The sequence below is a fragment of the Geodermatophilus sp. DSM 44513 genome (genome assembly GCF_032460525.1).
Classification (GTDB): Bacteria; Actinomycetota; Actinomycetes; order Mycobacteriales; family Geodermatophilaceae; genus Geodermatophilus.
The window spans coordinates 1,547,383-1,567,113 of record NZ_CP135963.1 but is presented as its reverse complement, the minus strand read 5'-3'; the positions used below and the strand labels follow the sequence as shown (position 1 = coordinate 1,567,113).

Genomic DNA, 19,731 nt, shown 5'->3' with positions numbered 1-19,731 from the left:
GGGGTCCGCCGGGCGCAGCAGCGTGGGTCCCGACCGAGCACCTCGAGGACGGAGCCGCCCGTGTCCCTCTCCCCCGACGACCGCCGTCCCCCCGGCGCCTCCGGCCTGTCCCGCCGGCACCTGCTGCAGGGCGCCGCGGTGCTCGGCGCCGGGGTGGGCCTGGGCGCCCTGGGCGGCCCCGCGCCGGCCGCGCTGGGCGCCCCGGCGCTGCTGCGGTCCCGGCCCGAGGCGCGCTGGGGCGTGCAGAGCGGTGACGTCCGGGCCCGCTCGGCGGTGGTCTGGTCCAAGACCGACCGCCCGGCCCGGATGCTGGTCGAGGTGGCCGCGACGGCGGACTTCCGGCGTCCGCGCGGGCACTGGTCGCTGGACGTGGGACCGGACACCGACCACACCGGGCGGGTGCACCTGGACGGCCTGCCGGCCGGGACGGAGCTGTTCTACCGGGTGCGGTTCGACGACGGCGGGCGCCTCGGCGAGCCGCTGGTCGGCCGGTTCCGGACCGCGCCGCGCGACCGGCGGGACGTCAGCTTCGCGTGGTCCGGGGACGTGGCCGGTCAGGGGTGGGGCATCAACCCCGACACCGGCGGGATGACCGGCTTCGAGGCGGTCCGCCGGCTGGAGCCGGACTTCTTCCTGCACTCCGGGGACAACGTGTACGCCGACGGGCCGCTGCAGGAGAGCGTGCAGCTGCCCGACGGCTCGGTGTGGCGCAACGTGGTCACGCCGGAGAAGAGCAAGGTCGCCGAGACCCTCGACGAGTACCGCGGCCAGTACCGCTACAACCTGCTCGACGCCAACGTGCGCGCCATGGCCGCCGAGGTGCCGCTGGTCGTCCAGTGGGACGACCACGAGGTCACCAACAACTGGTACCCCGGCGAGGTGCTCACCGACGAGCGGTACACCGTCCGGGACGTCGACACGCTGGCCGCCCGCGCCCGGCAGGCCTTCCGCGAGTACACGCCGATCGCCGGCGACCGGATCGAGCGGGTGCTGCCCCACGGGCCGCTGGTGGACGTCGTCGCGCTGGACCTGCGCACCCACCGCGGGCCGAACACCGCCAACCTGGCCACCGCGGGGCCGGAGACGCGGATCATGGGCGAGGAGCAGCTGGCCCGGGTGTCCCGCCGGCTGCGGACGTCGCGGGCGCTGTGGAAGGTGGTCGCCTCCGACATGCCGCTCGGGCTGGTGGTGCCCGACGGCGAGGTCGCGCAGGAGGGCATCGCCAACCGCGACCCCGGGCGGCCGCTGGGCCGGGAGACCGAGATCGCCCGGCTGCTGTCCGACCTCAAGCGGCACGGCGTCCGCAACGTGGTGTGGCTGACCGCCGACGTCCACTACACCGCCGCGCACCACTACTCCCCCGAGCGGGCCGCGTTCCCCGACTTCGACCCGTTCTGGGAGTTCGTCACCGGCCCGCTGCACGCCGGCACCTTCGGGCCCAACGACCTGGACGCGACCTTCGGGCCGCGGGTGGTGTTCTCGAAGACCGGGGCACGGGCCGGCGAGGAGCCCAACGCCTCCTCGCAGTTCCTCGGGCACGTGCGCATCGACGGCAGCAGCGGCGTGATGACCGTGGAGCTGCGCGACGTCGGGGGGCGGGTGCTGCACAGCACCGACCTGACGCCGTCCTGACCGCTACTCCCGCCCGGCGTCCCGCGCGCACCGCCGGCGGACCCACGCGCGGCCGACCAGCCCCGCACCGGTGAAGACGACGGCGTTGACCACGGCCCAGGTCCAGCTGCCGAGCACGAGACCGAGGACGAAGCCGAGGGCGCCCCAGGCGAGCTGCGTGACCAGGAAGGAGCCGAACGGCTCGCTGAGGTACTGCTCCATCCAGGCGCGCTCGTCCGCCCGGTGGCGCTGCCGCCCCTGCTCGACGGCCCGCTCGTAGCGGCTGCGCGGCCGCGGGTCCGGCTCGTCCACCCGTCGCACTCCCTCGTCCTGCGGCGCCCCCGCCCGTGGCACGGTGCAGGAGCCCGGGAGACGGCGCAACCGTGCGTCACCCGTCCGTGAGCAGCACGGATGCGGCTCCGGCCGCTACCGTGCTGCCCGTGCGCGGCGGGGAGGGCAGGACGACCGGCGTCAGCCGGTCTCCCCGGGGCAACCCCGGGGCACCGCAGCGAGCCAGGCACGGCACCAGCCGCCAGGAGGTGCGCTCCGCGCACGAGATGGCGTCTCCCTCGGGGAGTGGCTGCCTCCCTCGCCGCGCACGCCCGTGACCGCGCACCCCCCGGTCCTGGCGTCCGGGGTGGCGACGGCGCTGCTGGCCGGGCCGTGGTCGCGGCGGACGATGGTCCGCCGGGTCGCGGTGTCCCTCGGGTACCCGCGCGCTCCGCGCTGGGTCGGGACGGTCGTCGGGGAGGTGCTGGACGCCCACGCCACGGCGCCGGCCGACCGGCCGCGGGAGCTGGCGCTGTTCGTCGCGGCGACGACCGGGTGGGCGCAGGTCGAGGACCGACCGCGCGTCCTCCGGCGCCGGCCGCGCGCGACCTCCGTGGTGCGCGACCGGTTCGGCGTCGTCCCGCTGCCCGACGCCGCCGCCCTGGCCCGGCTGCTCGACCTCGACCAGGGGGAGCTGGCCTGGTTCGCCGACGTCCGGGGGCTGGAACGCACGGCCGACGAGCCGCTGCGGCACTACCGCTGGCACACCGTGGAGCGTCGCGGCGGCCTGCGGCTGCTCGCCGAGCCCAAGCCGCGACTCAAGGAGGTGCAGCGGCGGCTGCTGCGGCACGTGCTGGGCCCCGTGCCGGTGCACGACGCCGCCCACGGGTGCGTGCCGGGCCGGTCGGTGCGGACGGCGGCCGCGCCGCACGCCGGCAGCGCGGTCGTGCTGGGCATGGACCTGGAGGCGTTCTTCGCGTCGGTGTCCGCGCCGCGGGTGTGGGGGCTGCTGCAGGGCACCGTGGGGCTGACCGAGCCGGTCGCCCACCTGGTCACCGGCCTGGTGACCACCACCGCGCCGGCGTCGGTGTGGCAGGCGCTGCCGCGGCCGGCCGGGGTCGACGCCCGGGACCGGCACCGGCGGCTGGGGGCGCGGCTGGCGGCCCCGCACCTGCCGCAGGGCGCCCCGACCTCGCCGGCGCTGGCGAACCTCGTCTGCTTCCGGCTCGACCGCCGGCTGGCCGGCCTGGCCGCCGCCTCCGGCGCCCGCTACACCCGCTACGTCGACGACCTGACCTTCAGCGGCGACCACCGCACCGGGTGGCGACGGTTCGCCGGGCGGGTGGCCGCGATCGCCGCCGAGGAGGGGTTCCGGGTCAACCCGGCCAAGACCCGCGTGGCGGGGGCGGCGTCGCGGCAGCGGGTGCTCGGCACCGTCGTGAACGCCCGGCCGACCCTGCCCCGTCCGGAGCGGGACGCGCTGCGGGCACTGCTGCACAACTGCGCCCGGCACGGCTGGGCCGGGCAGACCCGCGGGCACGACCCGGCGACCTTCCGGGACCACGTCCTCGGCCGGGTGGCCTGGGCCGCGTCGCTGGACCCGGTGCTCGGCGCCCGGCTGCAGGGGCTGGCCGCCCGCATCGACTGGAGCTGAGCCGCCGTCGTCAGAGGTCGACGGCGAGGGTGCCGTCCGCGGCACCGGGCACGGGAGTGAAGCCGACGGCGCGGTACAGGTGAACGGCGGGGTTCGCCGGCTCCACGCTCAGGCTGACCCGCGGCAGCCCCCGCCGGCGGGACTCGGCGAGGGCCCGGCGCAGCAGGTGACCGCCGATCCCCTGCCCGCGGTGGCCCGGCCACACGGACAGGCCGAGCTCCGGGACGCCGTCGGCGACGAACCCGTACCCGGGGTCGTCGCTGCCGAGGAACAGCAGCCACACCACGCCCACCGTGCGTCCGGCCCGTTCGGCGACGAACCCGAGGTCGCCGCGCTCCGGCCGGAGGTCGGTGTAGTGGCGGAAGGCGGGGGTCTCCTCGACGTCCCGGGAGGTGAACCGCTGCGTGCCCGCCCAGTCCAGGTTGGCCAGGGTGGCGGTGCGGAGCAGCTCGCGGTCGTCCTCGGTCAGCGGGCGGACGGTCAGCTCGGGCGGCACGGACCCGACTGTGACACCCGGCGACCGCGGCACGACGACAGCGGGCGCCGCCGGTCACGCGGACCGGCGGCGCCCGCCGCAGGGGTGTGCCGGGTCAGCCGGCGACGGTGATCCGGTCGGTCGCCGGCGGGGCGACCGGGTCCCCGGACAGGTACGCGATCAGGGCGTCGACGTCGAAGCCGGGCTGGTTGACCGCGTTCGTCCCCTCGGTGAGCACGGTGAACCCGTCACCGCCCCCGGCCAGGAAGTTGTTCACCGTGATCCGGTACGTGGCGGCGGTGTCGACCACCGTCCCGCCGATGGTGAGCGAGCCGGGCACCACGGCGCTGCCGTCCGCGGCGACGGTGTAGCGCACCGAGTCCGACGGGGCGAGCACCCGGCCGACGGCGAACTGCTGGTCCAGCAGCGCGTACAGCTGCGCGCCGGTGAGGTCCAGCGTGGTGAGCAGGTTGTTGAACGGCTGCACCTCGAACGCCTCGCCGTAGGTGACCACGCCCTCGCCCTCGCCGGCGTCGGAGGACGCCAGGGTGAGGTCCGCGCGGACGCCGCCGGGGTTCATGAACGCCGCCACCGCGCCGGCCTCCTCGTCGGTCGCGGCGAGCTGGGCGTCGGCGATCAGGTTGCCCAGCGGGGACTCCCCGCCGAGGTCGCCGACCAGCGGCTCCTGCGCCCGCAGGACGTCGGCGGTGACCGCCCCGACCGGCTCGTTCGCGATCGGCTCGGCCAGCGCGGCGTAGCGGTCGACCAGCGCCTGGGCCTCGGCGTCGGGGGCGACGTCCCGGCTGACGACGACGTTCTCGGCGGCCTTGGCCACGACGTCGCCGGTGCGCCGGTCGATGCTCAGGTCGACGTCGGTGATCAGCCGGCCGTTGGACAGCGCCTGGGTGACCAGCTTGCCGTCGACCTCGTCCTCGCCCTGGCACACGTACCCGTTGTGGTAGTGGCCGGTCAGGACGACGTCCACGGCGTCGGTGACGCGCTCGGCGATCTCGAAGGCCGGGCCGGTGGGCTCCTCGCAGGCGTTCGGGCCACCGCCGGCCTCCCCGCCCTCGTGCAGCGACACCACGACCGCCTCGACGCCGTCGGCCTGCAGCTCGGCGGTGTAGCGGTTGATGGTCGCGACCTCGTCGAGGAACTCGTTGTCGGCGATGCCCTCGGCGGAGACGATCGACGGCGTCTCGTCCAGGGTCAGGCCGATGACGCCGACCTGCACGCCGTCGAACTCGTGCACCACGTACGGCGGGAGGATCGGCTCGCCGGTGTCGCGGACCACCACGTTGGCGGCCAGCCAGGTGGCGTCCGACCCGTCGTAGCCGTCGCCGTCCAGGCAGCCGTCCTCGGGGTGGCAGGCGCCGCCCTCGACGATCCGCAGGAGCTCGTCGACGCCCTCGTCGAACTCGTGGTTGCCCACGGTGGCCACGTCGAGACCGAGGGCGTCCATGGCGTCCACGGTCGGCTCGTCGCGGAACAGCGCGGACAGGAACGGGCTGCCGCCGATCATGTCGCCGTTGCTGACGGTGAGGCTGTTCGGCGTCTCCGCCTCCAGCTGGCGCAGGTGGGTGGCGAAGGAGGCCAGGCCGCCGGCGTCGACGGTGCTGCCGTCGGCCAGCGTCACCCGCCCACCGGAGCCGGACGGCGGCTGCAGCGCGCCGTGGAAGTCGTTGAAGGCCAGCAGTTGCACGTCGACCGGCGGGGGGCCGGCCTCGTGCGTCGAGGTGGCCGCCGCGGGTGCGGCGGTCGCGAGGGCGAGGACGGTCAGACACGCGGGCGCGGTCACGGCCGTCAGGGGACGGGGCCTCATCGGGTTCTCCTCCGTCGGCGACGAGTCACAGCGTCCGCACGCTACGTCGGGCCGGCGACACCGGGGAACCGTCCGCGTGAACTCCCGGGGCGCCGCACACTGGGCCGGTGGACCCGGACAGTGCCGCCACCCGGCGCGGCGTCGTGCGCCTGCTGAACACCACCGGTGGGCGGCTGCTGTGCCTTGCCGGAGCGGTGGACGCCGCCGCCGTCGACGCCTTCTGGGCGCGCTACGGACGCGAGCCGGCGCGCGTGGACCGGATCGACGCCCGCTCGGTGACCGCCCTGTCCGCGCCCGGCGTCGAGCTGCTGCTCGACCACGTCGAGGCCGCCGAGCGGGCCGGTCGCCCGGTCGAGCTGCGGCCCTCCCCCGCCGTCACGCGCGTCCTGACCGGCCGCGGTGCAGGGGTGGAGTGACTCCACCGCGGGTACCGGGGCGCCCATGAGCGGGAAGTCGGCAGAGGACTACGCGGCGGACTACACGGACCCCGAGCTGCGCGAGCGGCTCAAGGAGGAGATCAAGGCGGGCGACCGCGGCGGGAAGCCCGGCCAGTGGAGCGCGCGCAAGAGCCAGCTGCTCACCCGGGAGTACGAGGCCCAGGGCGGCGGCTACCGGCACGAGGGCGAGCGCACCGAGTCGCAGCGGCACCTGCAGGAGTGGGGCGACCAGGACTGGCACACCGCCGACGGCGGCGACCGGGCGCGCGGCTCCGACGGGACGAGGCGGTACCTGCCCGACGCCGCCTGGGAGCTGCTGTCGGACGACGAGAAGCAGGCCACCGACGCCCGGAAGAAGGGATCCGAGGAGCAGCACGTGGCCAACACCGACGCGGCCAAGGAGGCCCGCAAGGCCGCGGAGCTGGTCGACCTGAAGGCCACCGAGGCGCGCGAGCGGGTGGGCAGGATGTCCGGTGACTCCCAGCTGGACCGCGCCGAGACGGCCGAGCGCGACCTCGGGAAGGGCCGCAAGACGGTCCTGGAGGCGATCGAGCGGCAGCGCGAGGCCGACTGACCCCGACCGCACGTCCGCCGTCGGCGCGGCGCAGCGGCGATGGTGGCAGAGTCCCGGGGAGGACCCCGGCCCGGGCGACCGGTGCCGGCGGTCCGGACGGACCGGGAGGGAGCCGCATGAGGGTCGCACTCTTCGCCACGTGTCTGGTCGACACGGTGGCGCCGCAGGTCGCGATGGCCACGGCCAGGCTGCTGGAGCGGCTGGGCCACGAGGTCGTCGTCCCACCGGGTCAGGCCTGCTGCGGGCAAATGCACGTGAACACCGGCTACCGGCGCGAGGCGGTGCCGATCGTGGCCAACCACGTGCGCGCCTTCGCCGGGGCGGAGGCGATCGTGTCGCCGTCCGGGTCGTGCGTGGCCTCGATCCACCACCAGCAGGCCCTGGTGCTGCGCCGGGCCGGGGAGCACGCCCTGGCCGACGAGGCCGAGGCGCTGGCCGGGCGCACGTACGAGCTGTCCCAGTTCCTGGTCGACGTGCTCGGCGTGACCGACGTCGGCGCCTACTACCCGCACCGGGTCACCTACCACCCGACCTGCCACTCGCTGCGGCTGCTGCGGGTGGGCGACCGGCCGCTGCAGCTGCTGCGCGCCGTCCGCGGCCTGACGCTGGTCGAGCTGCCGGCCGCCGAGCAGTGCTGCGGCTTCGGCGGCACGTTCTCGGTGAAGAACTCCGACACCTCGACGGCGATGCTGACCGACAAGATGGCCAACGTGCTGTCCACGCACGCGGAGGTGTGCACCGCCGGTGACGCCTCCTGCCTCATGCACATCGGCGGTGGGCTGTCCCGGCTGCGGTCGGGGACGCGCACCGTGCACCTGGCCGAGATCCTCGCCTCGACGGAGGACGCCGTGACCCCCCAGCAGACGACCCGACCGGCGGTGCCCGCGTGACCACCACCCCCGTCCGCCCCGGCGAGACGCCCCTGACCCCGGGCGAGACCCCCCTGGCACCCGGCGCGCCGAGGTCCGGGACGACGTTCCTCGGCCTGCCCACCGCGCCCCGCGGGGTAGGCCACCTGCGCGGTGACCGGCCCTTCCCCGAGGCCGCCCGGGACGCGCTGCGCGACGGGCAGCTGCGGGCCAACCTCGGCCACGCCACCGCCACCATCCGCACCAAGCGGGCCCGGGTCGTGGGCGAGGTGCCCGACTGGGAGCAGCTGCGCCAGGCCGGCAAGGCGCTCAAGGCCGCGACCATGGCCCGCCTCGACGAGCACCTGGTGGAGCTGGAGCGCCAGGTGACCGCCCGCGGCGGCACCGTGCACTGGGCCCGCGACGCCGAGGAGGCCAACGAGATCGTCACCCGGCTGGTGCAGGCCACCGGCACCGACGAGGTGGTCAAGGTCAAGTCGATGGCCACCCAGGAGATCGGCCTGAACGAGGCCCTGGAGGCCGCCGGGATCACCGCGCACGAGACCGACCTGGCCGAGCTGATCGTGCAGCTCGGGGACGACGCGCCCAGCCACATCCTGGTGCCGGCGATCCACAAGAACCGCGCGGAGATCCGGGAGATCTTCCTGCGCACCATGCCCGGCGTGGACCCCGGGCTCACCGACGAGCCGCGCCGGCTGGCCATGGCCGCTCGGGCGCACCTGCGGGAGCGGTTCCTGCGCGCCCGCGTGGCGATCAGCGGGGCCAACTTCGCCGTCGCCGAGACGGGCACGCTGGCCGTCGTCGAGTCCGAGGGCAACGGCCGGATGTGCCTGACCCTGCCGCAGACGCTGATCACCGTGATGGGCATCGAGAAGCTGGTGCCCACCTGGCGCGACCTCGAGGTGTTCCTGCAGCTGCTGCCCCGCTCCTCCACCGGGGAGCGGATGAACCCCTACACCTCCATGTGGAGCGGGGTGACCCCCGGCGACGGCCCGCAGGAGTTCCACCTGGTGCTGCTGGACAACGGGCGGACGGCGGTGCTCGCCGACGAGGTGGGCCGCGAGGCGCTGCACTGCATCCGGTGCTCGGCCTGCCTCAACGTCTGCCCGGTGTACGAGCGCGCCGGCGGGCACGCCTACGGCTCGGTCTACCCGGGCCCGATCGGCGCGGTGCTGTCCCCGCAGCTGACCGGGGTGGAGGACAACGCCTCGCTGCCCTACGCCAGCTCGCTGTGCGGCGCCTGCTACGACGCCTGCCCGGTGGCCATCGACATCCCCTCGATCCTGGTGCACCTGCGCGCCGAGCACGTCGAGGCCCAGCAGAAGACCACCCCCGAGGCGGCGGCCTTCCGGGTGCTGGCCCGGGCCATGTCGAGCCCCCGGCTGTGGCACCTCACCCAGCGGGCGGCGTCCCTGGGCCGGTTCCTGGCCCGCGGGAGGCCGACCATGCCGGCCGCGCTGCCCCCGCCGGCGTCGGGCTGGACCCGCAGCCGCGACCTGCCCGCCCCGCCGCGCGAGACGTTCGTGCAGCAGTGGACCCGGGAGCGCGGGCGGTGAGCGCACTCCAGCGCGTCTCCTGCCACTCCCGCGCGGGTGCACGGGCGCGGACGCGGGTGCAGCGGCGCCAGAGTGCCGGGGAGGGCCGGTGACGAGCGCACGCGAGGAGGTCCTCGACCGGATCCGCACCGCGCTGGGCGAGCGGCGTCCCGACGTCGTCGTCCCGCGCGACTACCGGGCCACCGACGACCGCCCGGCCGCCCAGCAGCTCGACGTCCTCGTCGACCGGCTGGAGGACTACAAGGCCTCGGTGCTGCGCTGCGGCCCGGACGAGGTCGGTGCGACCGTCGCGGCCGCCCTGGACACCGGCCTGGGCGCCGGGTGGCAGCCGGCGTCGGTCGTGGTCGCCCCCGGCGTCCCGGCCGGCTGGCGGCCGGAGGGGACGAGCGAGGACGACGGCCGGCCCGCCGTGGAGCTCGCCGCGTTCGCCGCCACGCTGACCGGGGTCGCGGTCGCGATCGCCGAGACCGGCACGCTGGTGCTCGACGGCGGCCCGCTGTCCGGGCGCCGGGCGCTCTCGCTGCTGCCGGACTGCCTGGTCTGCGTGGTCGACGCCGGGCAGGTGGTCGGCAGCGTGCCCGAGGCGCTGCCGCGGCTGCACCCGAACGCGCCGCTCACGATGGTCAGCGGTCCGTCGGCGACCAGCGACATCGAGCTGCAGCGGGTGGAGGGCGTGCACGGTCCGCGCACGCTGGTGGTCGTGCTCGTCGGCTGACGCGGCCGGGAGCATCGCAGCGAGCGAGGAGCGGACCGGCCGCGGACGCCGACCCGTGGGCACCACCGGCCGACCGGTCAGCCGGTGGGCTCGGCCGTCTCCGGCGCCGTGGTGCCGGCGCTCCCGGTCTCCGACGGGCTGCTGCCGGCCGTCGGAGACTCCTCAGCGGTCGACCCCGCCGACGACTGCGCTGACGACTCCGACGCCGCCGACGAGGACTCCGCGTCGCCCGACGCGGAGGTGGCCGCGGCCGAGCCGGACGGCTCGGTGGAGGCCTCGGCGGACGGCTCCGGTGCCTCGGTGGTCGCCTCCGCGGACGGCGACGTGGGCGCCGGCGAGGACTCCTCGGCCGCCGCGGAGTCCTCGGCCGGTGCCGAGCTCTCCGCCGGGGACGAGCTCTCCGCCGGGGACGAGCTCTCCGCCGGGGACGAGCTCTCCGCCGGTGCCGAGCCCTCCGCCGGGGTGGGGTCGGCCGAGGGCGACGCGTCGTCGGCCGGTGCGGAGTCCGTCGGTGCGGAGTCGGTCGGTGCGGAGTCGGTCGGTGCGGCGTCGGTCGGTGCGGCGTCCGTCGGTGCGGCGTCGCTCGGCGCGGCCTCGCTCGGCGCAGGATCGGTGGCCGCAGAGCCCTCGGAGGGGGTGGAGTCCCCCGCCGAGGAGGACCCGCCCGCCGAGGAGTCGCCCGCCGGGGCAGGGGCCTCGGCCGACGGGGCGGCGTCCTCCGCCGGGGCGGACCCACCGGTGGCCTCGGGCGACGTCGCGACGCCGACCTCCACCCGGTCCCCGGGCCGCACCTCGGTGCCGGCCGGGTCCAGTGCGGTGACCGTGCCTGGGGCGGCGTCCGGCGCGACCTCCGGCTGCTGGTCCACCGTCAGGCCGAAGCCGGTCAGCTCCGCGGCGACCTCCTCGACCGGCCGGCCCACGTAGTCGGCGGCGCTCAGCACCAGTCCGCCCTCGAGGGCGGCGTCGGCCGACGGCGCGGAGGCCACCGAGCCGCCGTCTCCCTCCTGCCCGCCGAGCAACACGACCGCGCCGCCGCCGAGCAACACGACGGCGAGCACGGCCAGAGCCACCAGCAGCGGCCGGCGACGGGACGGCTGCCCGGTCCCGCGGTGCCGGGTCCGGACGGGCGGCACCCCCCGGGTCGACGGGGCAGCAGAGGCCGCCGGCTGCGCCGCCGACGGGACGGCCGCGGCGACGGCGCCCGGGGCGATCGGCCGGGTGAGCGTCGCGGTGCCCGGCGTCCGGTGCACCGTCTCCTCGAGGGCGTGCAGGAACGCGTCGCCGTCGGCGAGCCGGTCCTGCGGGTCCTTGGTCAGCGCGGCGTCGATGAGGTGCCGGACGTCGGGCGGGACGTCGGCGGGCAGCGGGTCCGGGTCCTCCTGGACGCGCTTGAGCGCGACGGTCACCGGGTTGGTGCCGCCGAAGGCGGGGTGGCCGGTCAGCGACTCGTACCCGACCAGGCCCAGCGCGTAGACGTCGCTGGCCGGGCTGACCGGTTCGCCGGCGGCCTGCTCGGGGGACATGTACTGCGCGGTGCCGATCACCTGACCGGTGCCGGTGAGCGGCACGCTCTCCGCCGAGGTGGCGATGCCAAAGTCGGTGAGCTTCACGCTGCCGTCGGGGCGGACCAGGATGTTGCCGGGCTTGACGTCGCGGTGCACCACGCCGGCGCGGTGCGCCTCGGCCAGCCCGGCGGCGGCCTGGGACAGCACGGACAGCGCCGCGTCGGGCTCCAGCCGGCCCTCCTCGGCGAGCAGCGCGGACAGCGGGGCGCCGTCCACCAGCTCCATCACCAGGTAGGCCAGGTTCTCGCCGGTGTCCGCCGCCGTCCCCTCGCCGTAGTCCAGGACGGTGGCGATGTTGGGGTGGCTCAGGCCGGCGGCGTGGCGGGCCTCGGCGCGGAACCGGGCGAGGAAGGTGGCGTCGTCGGCGTACTCGCTGCGCAGCACCTTCACCGCGACCGGCCGGTCGAGCATGGTGTCCCGGCCGCGCCAGACCTGCCCCATCCCGCCGGTGGCGATCAGCTCCTGGAGTTCGTAGCGGTCACCCAGGGTCTGCCGACCCCCGTCGACCGTGGTCACACCGTGCTCCGTCCCGTGCTGCCGCTGGGGTCGCCCCCACTCCCCGTGCCCCGCGGGGCAGCGCCGCAGGGCACGGGTCACGCGTCCCCGTCCGCCGCAGCGCACAGGGGCCGTGCCCCGCCCGCGCCCGGCTGATGCGACCGGGACGGGAGGAATGCGACACCCCGGTCCGTCGGTCACACAGCGTCCGCGCCCGGCGACACGGCGGCCCCCGCCGGGCCTCGCGCTACCGCAGGACGACGAGCAGGTCACCGCCCTCCACCTGCTGCACGGAGTCGATCGCCAGCCGCTCGACGGTGCCCGCGACCGGGGCGGTGATGGAGGCCTCCATCTTCATCGCCTCGATGGTGGCGATCGCCTGCCCGGCGGTCACGCTGTCGCCCTCGCCCACCTGCAGGCTGACCACGCCGGCGAAGGGGGCCGCGACCTGGCGCTGGTCGCTGCGGTCGGCCTTCTCCGCGGCCTTGACGGCGGCCTCCACCGAGCGGTCGCGCACCGACACCGGCCGCAGCTGCCCGTTGAGCGTGCACATGACGGTGCGCATGCCGCGCTCGTCGGGGTCGCTGATCGCCTCGATGCCCATGAGCAGGGTGACCCCGGGCTCGATGTCCACGGCGTGCTCGTCGCCGGGGCGCAGGCCGTAGAGGAACTCCTTGGTCGGCAGCACCGATACGTCGCCGTACTGCTCGCCGTGGGTGTCGAAGTCGCGGGTCGGCCCGGGGAACAGCAGCCGGTTGAGCGTCGACCGCGGCGACTCGGTGAGCCCGCGCTCGTCGTCGGGGGACAGCTCGGCCGGCGGCTCGGCGGGACGGCGTCCCTCCAGCGCCCGGGAGCGGAACGGCTCGGGCCACCCACCGGGCGGGTCGCCGAGCTCGCCGCGCAGGAAGCCGATGACCGAGTCGGGCAGGTCGTACTTCCCGGGCTCGGCGGCGAAGTCCTCCACGCCCACCCCGGAGCCGACCAGCTGCAGCGCCAGGTCACCGACCACCTTGGACGACGGCGTGACCTTGACCAGCCGGCCGAGCAGCCGGTCGGCGGCGGCGTAGGCGTCCTCTACCTCCTCGAACCGCTGCCCCAGCCCCAGGGCGATCGCCTGCTGGCGCAGGTTGGACAGCTGCCCGCCGGGGATCTCGTGGGTGTAGACCCGCCCGGTGGGCGAGGGCAGCCCGGACTCGAACGGCGCGTAGACCCGGCGCACCGCCTCCCAGTAGGGCTCCAGGTCGTTGACCGCGGCCAGGCTCAGCCCGGTGGCCCGCTCGGTGGTGTCGGTCGCGGCCACGATGGCCGACAGCGGCGGCTGGCTGGTCGTCCCGGCCATGGAGGCCACCGCGCCGTCCACGGCGTCCACCCCCGCCTGCCAGGCGGCCAGCAGGGTGGCCAGCTGACCGCCGGCGGTGTCGTGGGTGTGCAGGTGCACGGGGAGGTCGAAGCGCTCGCGCAGCGCGGTCACCAGCCGGGCTGCCGCCGGCGGGCGCAGCAGCCCGGCCATGTCCTTGATCGCCAGCACGTGGGCGCCGGCCTCCACGATCTGCTCGGCCAGCCGCAGGTAGTAGTCCAGCGTGTACAACGTCTCGCCGGGGTCGGACAGGTCGCCGGTGTAGCACAGCGCGACCTCCGCGACCGCGGTCCCGGTCGCCCGGACGGCGTCGATCGCCGGGCGCATCTGCCCGACGTCGTTGAGGGCGTCGAACACCCGGAAGACGTCCAGACCGCAGGACGCCGCCTCGCGCACGAACGCGTCGGTCACGGCCTCCGGGTAGGGGGTGTAGCCGACGGTGTTGCGGCCGCGGAGCAGCATCTGCAGGCAGACGTTGGGCACCGCCTCGCGCAACGCGGCCAGCCGCTCCCAGGGGTCCTCGTGCAGGAAGCGCAGCGCCACGTCGTAGGTGGCCCCGCCCCAGCACTCCAGGCTGAGCAGCTGCGGGGCGGTGCGGGCGACGTGCCCGGCCACGGCGAGCAGGTCCTTGGTGCGCACCCGCGTGGCCAGCAGCGACTGGTGGGCGTCGCGGAAGGTGGTGTCGGTGACCGCCAGCGGGGTCTGCGCCCGCAGCTCCGCGGCGAAGGCCTCCGGGCCCAGCGCCAGCAGCCGCTGGCGCGAGCCGTCCGGCGGCGGCGTGCCCAGGTCGACGGGGGGCAGCTTGTCCGCCGGGTCCACCAGGTGCGGGCGCTCGCCGTGCGGCCGGTTGACGGTGACGTCGGCCAGGTAGGTGAGCAGCTTGGTGCCGCGGTCGGCGGAGCTGCGCGCGGTGAGCAGGTGCGGGCGCTGCTCGATGAACGACGTGGTGACCCGTCCGGCGGCGAAGTCCGGGTCGTCGAGCAGCGCCTGCAGGAACGGGATGTTGGTGGCCACGCCGCGGATGCGGAACTCGGCCACCGCGCGGCGGGCCCGGGCCACCGCGATGCCGAAGTCCCGCCCGCGGCAGGTCAGCTTCACCAGCATCGAGTCGAAGTGCGCGCCGACCTCCGCGCCCAGCGACGAGCCGCCGTCCAGCCGCACCCCCGCACCGCCCGGGGAGCGGTAGGCGGTGATCCGGCCGGTGTCCGGGCGGAAGCCGTTGGCCGGGTCCTCGGTGGTGATCCGGCACTGCAGCGCCGCGCCGCGCAGCACGATGGTGTCCTGGGACAGGCCCAGGTCGGCCAGCGTCTCCCCCGAGGCGATCCGCAGCTGGGACTGCACCAGGTCGACGTCGGTGACCTCCTCGGTGACCGTGTGCTCGACCTGGATGCGCGGGTTCATCTCGATGAACACGTGCCGGCCGTCGCGGTCGAGCAGGAACTCCACGGTGCCGGCGTTGACGTAGCCGATGGCCCGGGCGAAGGCGACCGCGTCGGCGCAGATCCGCTCCCGCAACTCCGGGTCCAGGTTGGGCGCCGGCGCCAGCTCGACGACCTTCTGGTGCCGGCGCTGCACCGAGCAGTCCCGCTCGAACAGGTGCACCACGTTCCCGTCCCCGTCGGCGAGGACCTGCACCTCGATGTGCCGGGGCTCGACGACCGCCTGCTCGAGGAACACCGTGGCGTCGCCGAAGGCGGACTCCGCCTCCCGCATCGCCGCCTGCACCGCGCCGGCCAGCTCGCCGGCGTCCTCGACGCGGCGCATGCCGCGCCCGCCGCCGCCGGCGACGGCCTTGACGAACACCGGGAACGGCAGCTGCTCGGCCGCGGCCAGCAGCGTGTCCAGGTCGTCGCTGGGCTCGGTGGAGGCCAGCACCGGCAGGCCGGCCTCCCGGGCGGCGGCGATCGCCCGCGCCTTGTTGCCGGTGAGCTGGAGCACCGACGCCGGCGGGCCGACGAAGGAGATCCCCGCCCGCTCGCAGGCCGCGGCGAGCTCCGGGTTCTCCGACAGGAACCCGTAGCCGGGGTAGACGGCGTCCGCCCCCGCCCGCCGGGCCGCGCCGACGACCTCCTCGACCGACAGGTAGGCGCGGACCGGGTGGCCCTCCTCGCCGATCTGGTAGCTCTCGTCGGCCTTGAGCCGGTGCACGGAGTTGCGGTCCTCCCAGGGGAAGACGGCGACGGTCTCGGCGCCCAGCTCGTAGGCCGCGCGGAAGGCCCGCACCGCGATCTCGCCGCGGTTGGCGACCAGCACCTTGGTGAACACGCTGCTCCTAGGGGTCGAGGCCGCGCACGGGTCGGGACGGCGACCCGAGCCTGTCAGAACGGCCCCGCCGCGGGCAGCTGACTGCCTCCCGCGCGCGGGAGGCAGTCAGCGGGACGTGCCCACCCGGTCGAGCACCGCGCGGGTGTAGCCGGCGGTGTCGGCGGTGCCGCCCAGGTCGGCGGTGCGCACCCCGTCGGCCAGCGCGCCGAAGGCGGCGGCGAGCAGGTCGGCGCCGGCCTCGGGGTGGCCCAGGTGGTCCAGCATCATGGCCGCCGACCACATCGCCCCGAGCGGGTTGGCCCGGCCCTGCCCGGCGATGTCGGGGGCCGAGCCGTGCACCGGCTCGAACATCGAGGGGAACTCCCGCTCGGGGTTGAGGTTGCCCGCCGGCGCGACGCCGATGCTGCCGGCCACCGCGGCGGCCAGGTCGCTGAGGATGTCGCCGAAGAGGTTGGAGCCGACGATCACGTCGAACCGCCCGGGGGCGAGCACCAGCTTGGCCGCGAGGGCGTCGATGTGCTCCTTGTCGCTGCGCACGTCCGGGTGCCGGGCGGCGACCTCGGCCACCACCTCGTCCCAGAACGGCATGGTGTGCACGATCCCGTTGCTCTTCGTCGCCGAGGTGACGTGCCGGCCGCGCTGCTCGGCCAGCGCGTAGGCGTACTCGGCGATCCGGGTGATGCCCCGGCGGGTGAACACCGCCTCCTGCACCGCGAACTCCTCCGGGGTGCCCCGGCCCACCCGGCCGCCGACCTCGGAGTACTCCCCCTCGACGTTCTCCCGGACGACGACGATGTCGACGTCCCCGGCGCCGGCGTCGCGCAGCGGGCTGGGCACCCCCTGCAGCACCTTGACCGGGCGCAGGTTGACGTACTGCCGGAACTCGCGCCGGATGGGGATCAGCAGCCCCCACAGCGACACGTGGTCGGGCACGCCGGGCCAGCCGACCGCGCCGAGCAGGACGGCGTCGTGGGAGCGGATCCGGTCCAGCCCGTCGGCCGGCATCATCGCGCCCTCCGCCAGGTACCGCTGGCAGGACCAGTCGAAGGAGTCGAAGGCGAACTCGAGGCCGTGCCGGCGGCCCACGGCCTCCAGCACCGCCTCGGCCGGTGGGAGCACCTCGGTGCCGATGCCGTCGCCGGGCACGAGCGCGATGCGGTGGCGGGTCATGGGTCCAGTCCACCGCCCGGCACGTCCCCCGGCCACCCGGCCGCGACACCGACCGCTCCGGTCCGTTCTCCGACCGGTTCGGTCGGGAGCCGGGTACCGTCCCCGGACGTGGCCCGTCCGTTCCGCCAGCAGGCCGACGACGGCATCCTCGAGTGCGCCGCCGCGCTGTTCGCCCGGCGCGGGTTCGCCAAGACCTCCGTGCAGGACGTCGCCGACTCCGTGGGGCTGTCCAAGACCGGCCTGCTGCACCACTTCCCGAGCAAGGACGCGCTGCACGCCGCGGTGCTCGCGCAGGCCGGCACGCTGGCCTCCCGCGTGCTGGACCAGGTCGGCCCGCTGGCGCCGGGCCCGGCCCGGGACCGGCGGGCGCTGGAGGTCCTCGTCGACGTCGCCCTGGCCCACCCCGGGCTGGTCGGGCTCATGCTCGCGCCGGTCACCGACCTGGGCGCCGAACCCGACCGCGCCGTCACCGGCGTGGTGCTGCAGGTCTTCGGCGTCGACCCCGACACCACCGGGCCGCCGCGCTCGGTGCGCGTGGTGGGGGCGCTGTCCGCGCTCGCCGTCCTGACCCTCGCCGCGCACGCCGGGGACCGGACCACCGAGTGGCGGCCGCACATCGTCGCCACCTGCTTCGACGCGCTCGGCCACGGCCGGGCCGGCGCCCCCTCCCGTCCCGACCCGGTGGAGACCTGACCATGGCCGTCCTGCTGTCCCGGCTCGGTGCCTTCTCGCACCGGCACCGTCTGGCCGTCGTGCTCGTCTGGCTGGCCGTCCTCGTCGGCGGCGGCGTGGGGGCGGGGACCCTGGCCGGTGAGACGTCGGACAGCTTCGCCATCCCCGGCCAGGAGTCGACCACCGCCCTGGAGCGGATCAGCGCGCAGTTCGGCGCCGCCGGCGGGGCCACCGCGCAGGTGGTGGTCGCCGCCCCGGACGGGCAGACCCTGACCGCGCCGCAGAACGCCACCGCCCTCGGCGAGCCGGTGGCCACCCTCGGCGGCCTGCCCGGCGTGGCGGCGGCCAGCGACCCGCTGGACCCGGCCGCGCCGACGGTCGACCGGGACCTGGCCACCGGCTACAGCACGGTCACCTTCGCCGCGCCCGTCGGCGAGGTCACCCCGGAGCAGCAGGACGCCCTGCTGGCCGCGGTGGGGGACGCCGGGGCCGGCCCGCTCACCGTCGAGGTCACCGGCCAGGCCGTCCAGGAGCCGCCGCACGTCGGTGGCCCGGCCGAGGTCGTCGGCGTCGCCGTGGCGCTGGTCGTCCTCGCCGTCACCTACGGGTCGCTGGCCCTGGCCGGGATGAACCTGCTGACCGCGGTCGTCGGGGTCGGCATCGGCGTCCTCGGCATCACGATCGCCACCGGGTACACCGAGCTGTCCTCGACCACGCCGGTCCTGGCCGCGATGCTCGGGCTGGCCGTGGGCATCGACTACGGGCTGTTCATCGTCAGCCGGTTCCGCCAGGAGCTGCGCGCCGGCGCGGACGTCGGCACCGCAGTCGCCACGGCCGTCGGCACCGCCGGCTCCGCGGTGGTCACCGCCGGGCTGACCGTGGTCATCGCGCTGGCCGGCCTGTTCGTCGCCGGCATCCCGTTCCTCACCCAGATGGGCCTCGCGGCGGCGGGCACCATCGTCGTCGCCGTCCTCGTCGCCCTCACCCTGGTGCCGGCGGCACTGGGCTCCCTGGGGCTGCGCGCGCTGCCGAGGCGGCAGCGCGGTGCGGTGCACTCCTCCGCCGCGACCGGTCGCGGCTTCCTCTCCGGCTGGGTCACCACGGTCACCCGGCACCGCGTGCCCGCCCTGCTGCTGAGCGTCGCGGCCCTGGGCGTCGTCGCCGTCCCGGTCGCGTCGATGCAGACCACGCTGGTGCAGACCCCGCCGGAGGACAGCACCGGGGCCCGCGCCGAGCGGCTGCTCGCCGAGGGCTTCGGCCCGGGCGTCAACGGCCCGCTGACCGTGCTGTTCGAGGGCCCGGGAGCGGTGCCGGCCGCGACCGCGGCCGCCGGTGGGGTGAGCGCCCTGGACGGCGTCGCCCTGGTGTCCCCGCCGGTGCCGGACGCCGACGGCTCGGCCGCGCTGCTGCCGGTCCTCCCGGCCTCCGGACCGACCGACCCGGCGACCGAGCAGCTGGTGGCCGACCTGCGCGCGCTGCTGGCCGGCACCGAGGGGGCGACCGCCTCGGTCACCGGCGCCACCGCGGTCAGCGTCGACGTGGCCACCAGCCTGGACGCCGCCCTGCCGGTCTACCTGGCGCTGGTCGTGGGCCTGGCCCTGGTGCTGCTCGTGCTGGTCTTCCGCTCGGTGCTGGTGCCGCTGGTCGGCGTCCTCGGCTTCGTGCTCACCGTCGGCGCGGCCCTGGGCGCCACCGTGGCGGTGTTCCAGTGGGGCTGGCTGGGCGGCCTGGTCGACCTCGGGGGCAGCGGCCCGCTGCTGAGCCTCACGCCGATCCTGGTCATCGGCATCCTGTTCGGGCTGGCGATGGACTACCAGATCTTCCTGGTGTCCCGGATGCACGAGGCGCACGCCCACGGCGCCGAGCCCCTGGCGGCCATCCGCACCGGGTTCCGGCAGGCCGCCCCGGTCGTGGTCGCGGCCGCGCTGATCATGTTCTCGGTGTTCGCCGGGTTCGTCCCCTCCGGCGACGCGACCATCACGTCGATCGCCTTCGCGCTGGCCGTCGGCATCGCCGTCGACGCCTTCGTCGTCCGCATGGTGCTCGTGCCGGCGGCGCTGACCCTGCTGGGCGCCCGCGCGTGGTGGCTGCCCCACTGGCTGCGCCGGCTGCCGGTGCTGGACGTGGAGGGCGCCGCGCTGCAGCGGCCGGCCGCGACGGCCCGGCAGCCGGAGGCGGTGGGGGCCGCGGAGCGCTGAGCCCCCGTCCCCGTGATCATCGGCGG

15 protein-coding genes are annotated in these 19,731 nt (G+C 76.0%); 9 read left to right on the top strand and 6 right to left on the bottom strand.

What is annotated here, in order from left to right; all coding sequences use genetic code 11:
- The first annotated feature begins 60 nt into the window (after positions 1-60).
- Positions 61-1,632 (top strand): alkaline phosphatase D family protein, encoded by a 1,572-nt coding sequence (locus tag RTG05_RS07605; protein WP_208104848.1) that lies wholly within the window; start codon positions 61-63, stop codon positions 1,630-1,632.
- Between the two features lie 3 nt (positions 1,633-1,635).
- Here the strand turns inward: RTG05_RS07605 and RTG05_RS07600 are convergent, their stop codons facing one another.
- A complete protein-coding gene (locus tag RTG05_RS07600) occupies positions 1,636-1,923 on the bottom strand; it encodes a hypothetical protein (protein WP_166528136.1) in 288 nt (95 codons plus the stop codon).
- Positions 1,924-2,215: 292 nt separating this feature from the next.
- Here RTG05_RS07600 and RTG05_RS07595 point away from each other — a divergent pair, with 292 nt between their 5' ends.
- Positions 2,216-3,535: a reverse transcriptase family protein gene (locus tag RTG05_RS07595; RefSeq protein ID WP_208104847.1), complete on the top strand. Its 1,320-nt coding sequence runs from the start codon at positions 2,216-2,218 to the stop codon at positions 3,533-3,535.
- 10 nt (positions 3,536-3,545) lie between these two features.
- On the opposite strand, the gene RTG05_RS07590 is transcribed toward RTG05_RS07595, so the two are convergent.
- Complete coding sequence (locus tag RTG05_RS07590; protein ID WP_166528135.1) at positions 3,546-4,031, bottom strand: GNAT family N-acetyltransferase; 486 nt, start codon at positions 4,029-4,031, stop codon at positions 3,546-3,548.
- Between the two features lie 94 nt (positions 4,032-4,125).
- Positions 4,126-5,832, bottom strand: a complete 1,707-nt coding sequence (locus RTG05_RS07585; protein WP_166528134.1) for a bifunctional metallophosphatase/5'-nucleotidase — start codon at positions 5,830-5,832, stop codon at positions 4,126-4,128.
- 107 nt (positions 5,833-5,939) lie between these two features.
- Between RTG05_RS07585 and RTG05_RS07580 the strand changes: the two genes are divergently transcribed.
- The 5 genes from RTG05_RS07580 (at position 5,940) to RTG05_RS07560 (ending at position 9,983) form a co-directional block, all read left to right on the top strand.
- Positions 5,940-6,248 carry an STAS domain-containing protein gene (locus RTG05_RS07580; protein WP_166528133.1) on the top strand — a complete coding sequence of 103 codons (309 nt, stop codon included), beginning with the start codon at positions 5,940-5,942 and terminating at the stop codon, positions 6,246-6,248.
- A 25-nt stretch (positions 6,249-6,273) separates the two neighbouring features.
- Positions 6,274-6,843 carry a hypothetical protein gene (locus RTG05_RS07575; protein ID WP_166528132.1) on the top strand — a complete coding sequence of 190 codons (570 nt, stop codon included), beginning with the start codon at positions 6,274-6,276 and terminating at the stop codon, positions 6,841-6,843.
- Between the two features lie 116 nt (positions 6,844-6,959).
- A complete protein-coding gene (locus RTG05_RS07570) occupies positions 6,960-7,733 on the top strand; it encodes a (Fe-S)-binding protein (RefSeq protein ID WP_166528131.1) in 774 nt (257 codons plus the stop codon).
- The gene (locus RTG05_RS07565; protein WP_315912414.1) at positions 7,730-9,268 is read left to right on the top strand and encodes a LutB/LldF family L-lactate oxidation iron-sulfur protein; all 1,539 of its coding nucleotides are present in this window, start codon (positions 7,730-7,732) and stop codon (positions 9,266-9,268) included. The genes RTG05_RS07570 and RTG05_RS07565 overlap by 4 nt, the downstream gene beginning before the upstream one ends.
- Positions 9,269-9,356: 88 nt before the next feature.
- Positions 9,357-9,983: a LutC/YkgG family protein gene (locus tag RTG05_RS07560; RefSeq protein WP_166528130.1), complete on the top strand. Its 627-nt coding sequence runs from the start codon at positions 9,357-9,359 to the stop codon at positions 9,981-9,983.
- A gap of 77 nt (positions 9,984-10,060) precedes the next feature.
- On the opposite strand, the gene RTG05_RS07555 is transcribed toward RTG05_RS07560, so the two are convergent.
- From RTG05_RS07555 to RTG05_RS07545, 3 genes are all read right to left on the bottom strand, one after another.
- Complete coding sequence (locus RTG05_RS07555) at positions 10,061-12,064, bottom strand: serine/threonine-protein kinase (RefSeq protein ID WP_315912412.1); 2,004 nt, start codon at positions 12,062-12,064, stop codon at positions 10,061-10,063.
- Positions 12,065-12,290: 226 nt separating this feature from the next.
- Positions 12,291-15,665: a pyruvate carboxylase gene (locus RTG05_RS07550; protein ID WP_166528129.1), complete on the bottom strand. Its 3,375-nt coding sequence runs from the start codon at positions 15,663-15,665 to the stop codon at positions 12,291-12,293.
- Positions 15,666-15,770: 105 nt separating this feature from the next.
- Complete coding sequence (locus RTG05_RS07545) at positions 15,771-16,835, bottom strand: tartrate dehydrogenase (RefSeq protein WP_166528128.1); 1,065 nt, start codon at positions 16,833-16,835, stop codon at positions 15,771-15,773.
- A gap of 108 nt (positions 16,836-16,943) precedes the next feature.
- On the opposite strand from RTG05_RS07545, the gene RTG05_RS07540 reads away from it, so the two are divergent.
- Together RTG05_RS07540 and RTG05_RS07535 are read left to right on the top strand one after the other, a co-directional pair.
- Positions 16,944-17,528: a TetR/AcrR family transcriptional regulator gene (locus RTG05_RS07540; RefSeq protein ID WP_166528127.1), complete on the top strand. Its 585-nt coding sequence runs from the start codon at positions 16,944-16,946 to the stop codon at positions 17,526-17,528.
- Positions 17,529-17,530: 2 nt separating this feature from the next.
- Positions 17,531-19,705 (top strand): MMPL family transporter, encoded by a 2,175-nt coding sequence (locus tag RTG05_RS07535; protein WP_166528126.1) that lies wholly within the window; start codon positions 17,531-17,533, stop codon positions 19,703-19,705.
- The last annotated feature ends 26 nt before the right edge of the window (positions 19,706-19,731 follow it).

Bases quoted from the DNA above. Each gene is read 5' to 3' on its own strand.
- RTG05_RS07585 (WP_166528134.1), bottom strand. From the start codon at position 5,832: ATGAGGCCCCGTCCCCTGACGGCCGTGACCGCGCCCGCGTGTCTGACC.
- RTG05_RS07575 (WP_166528132.1), top strand. From the start codon at position 6,274: ATGAGCGGGAAGTCGGCAGAGGACTACGCGGCGGACTACACGGACCCC.
- RTG05_RS07570 (WP_166528131.1), top strand. From the start codon at position 6,960: ATGAGGGTCGCACTCTTCGCCACGTGTCTGGTCGACACGGTGGCGCCG.
- RTG05_RS07545 (WP_166528128.1), bottom strand. From the start codon at position 16,835: ATGACCCGCCACCGCATCGCGCTCGTGCCCGGCGACGGCATCGGCACC.
- RTG05_RS07535 (WP_166528126.1), top strand. From the start codon at position 17,531: ATGGCCGTCCTGCTGTCCCGGCTCGGTGCCTTCTCGCACCGGCACCGT.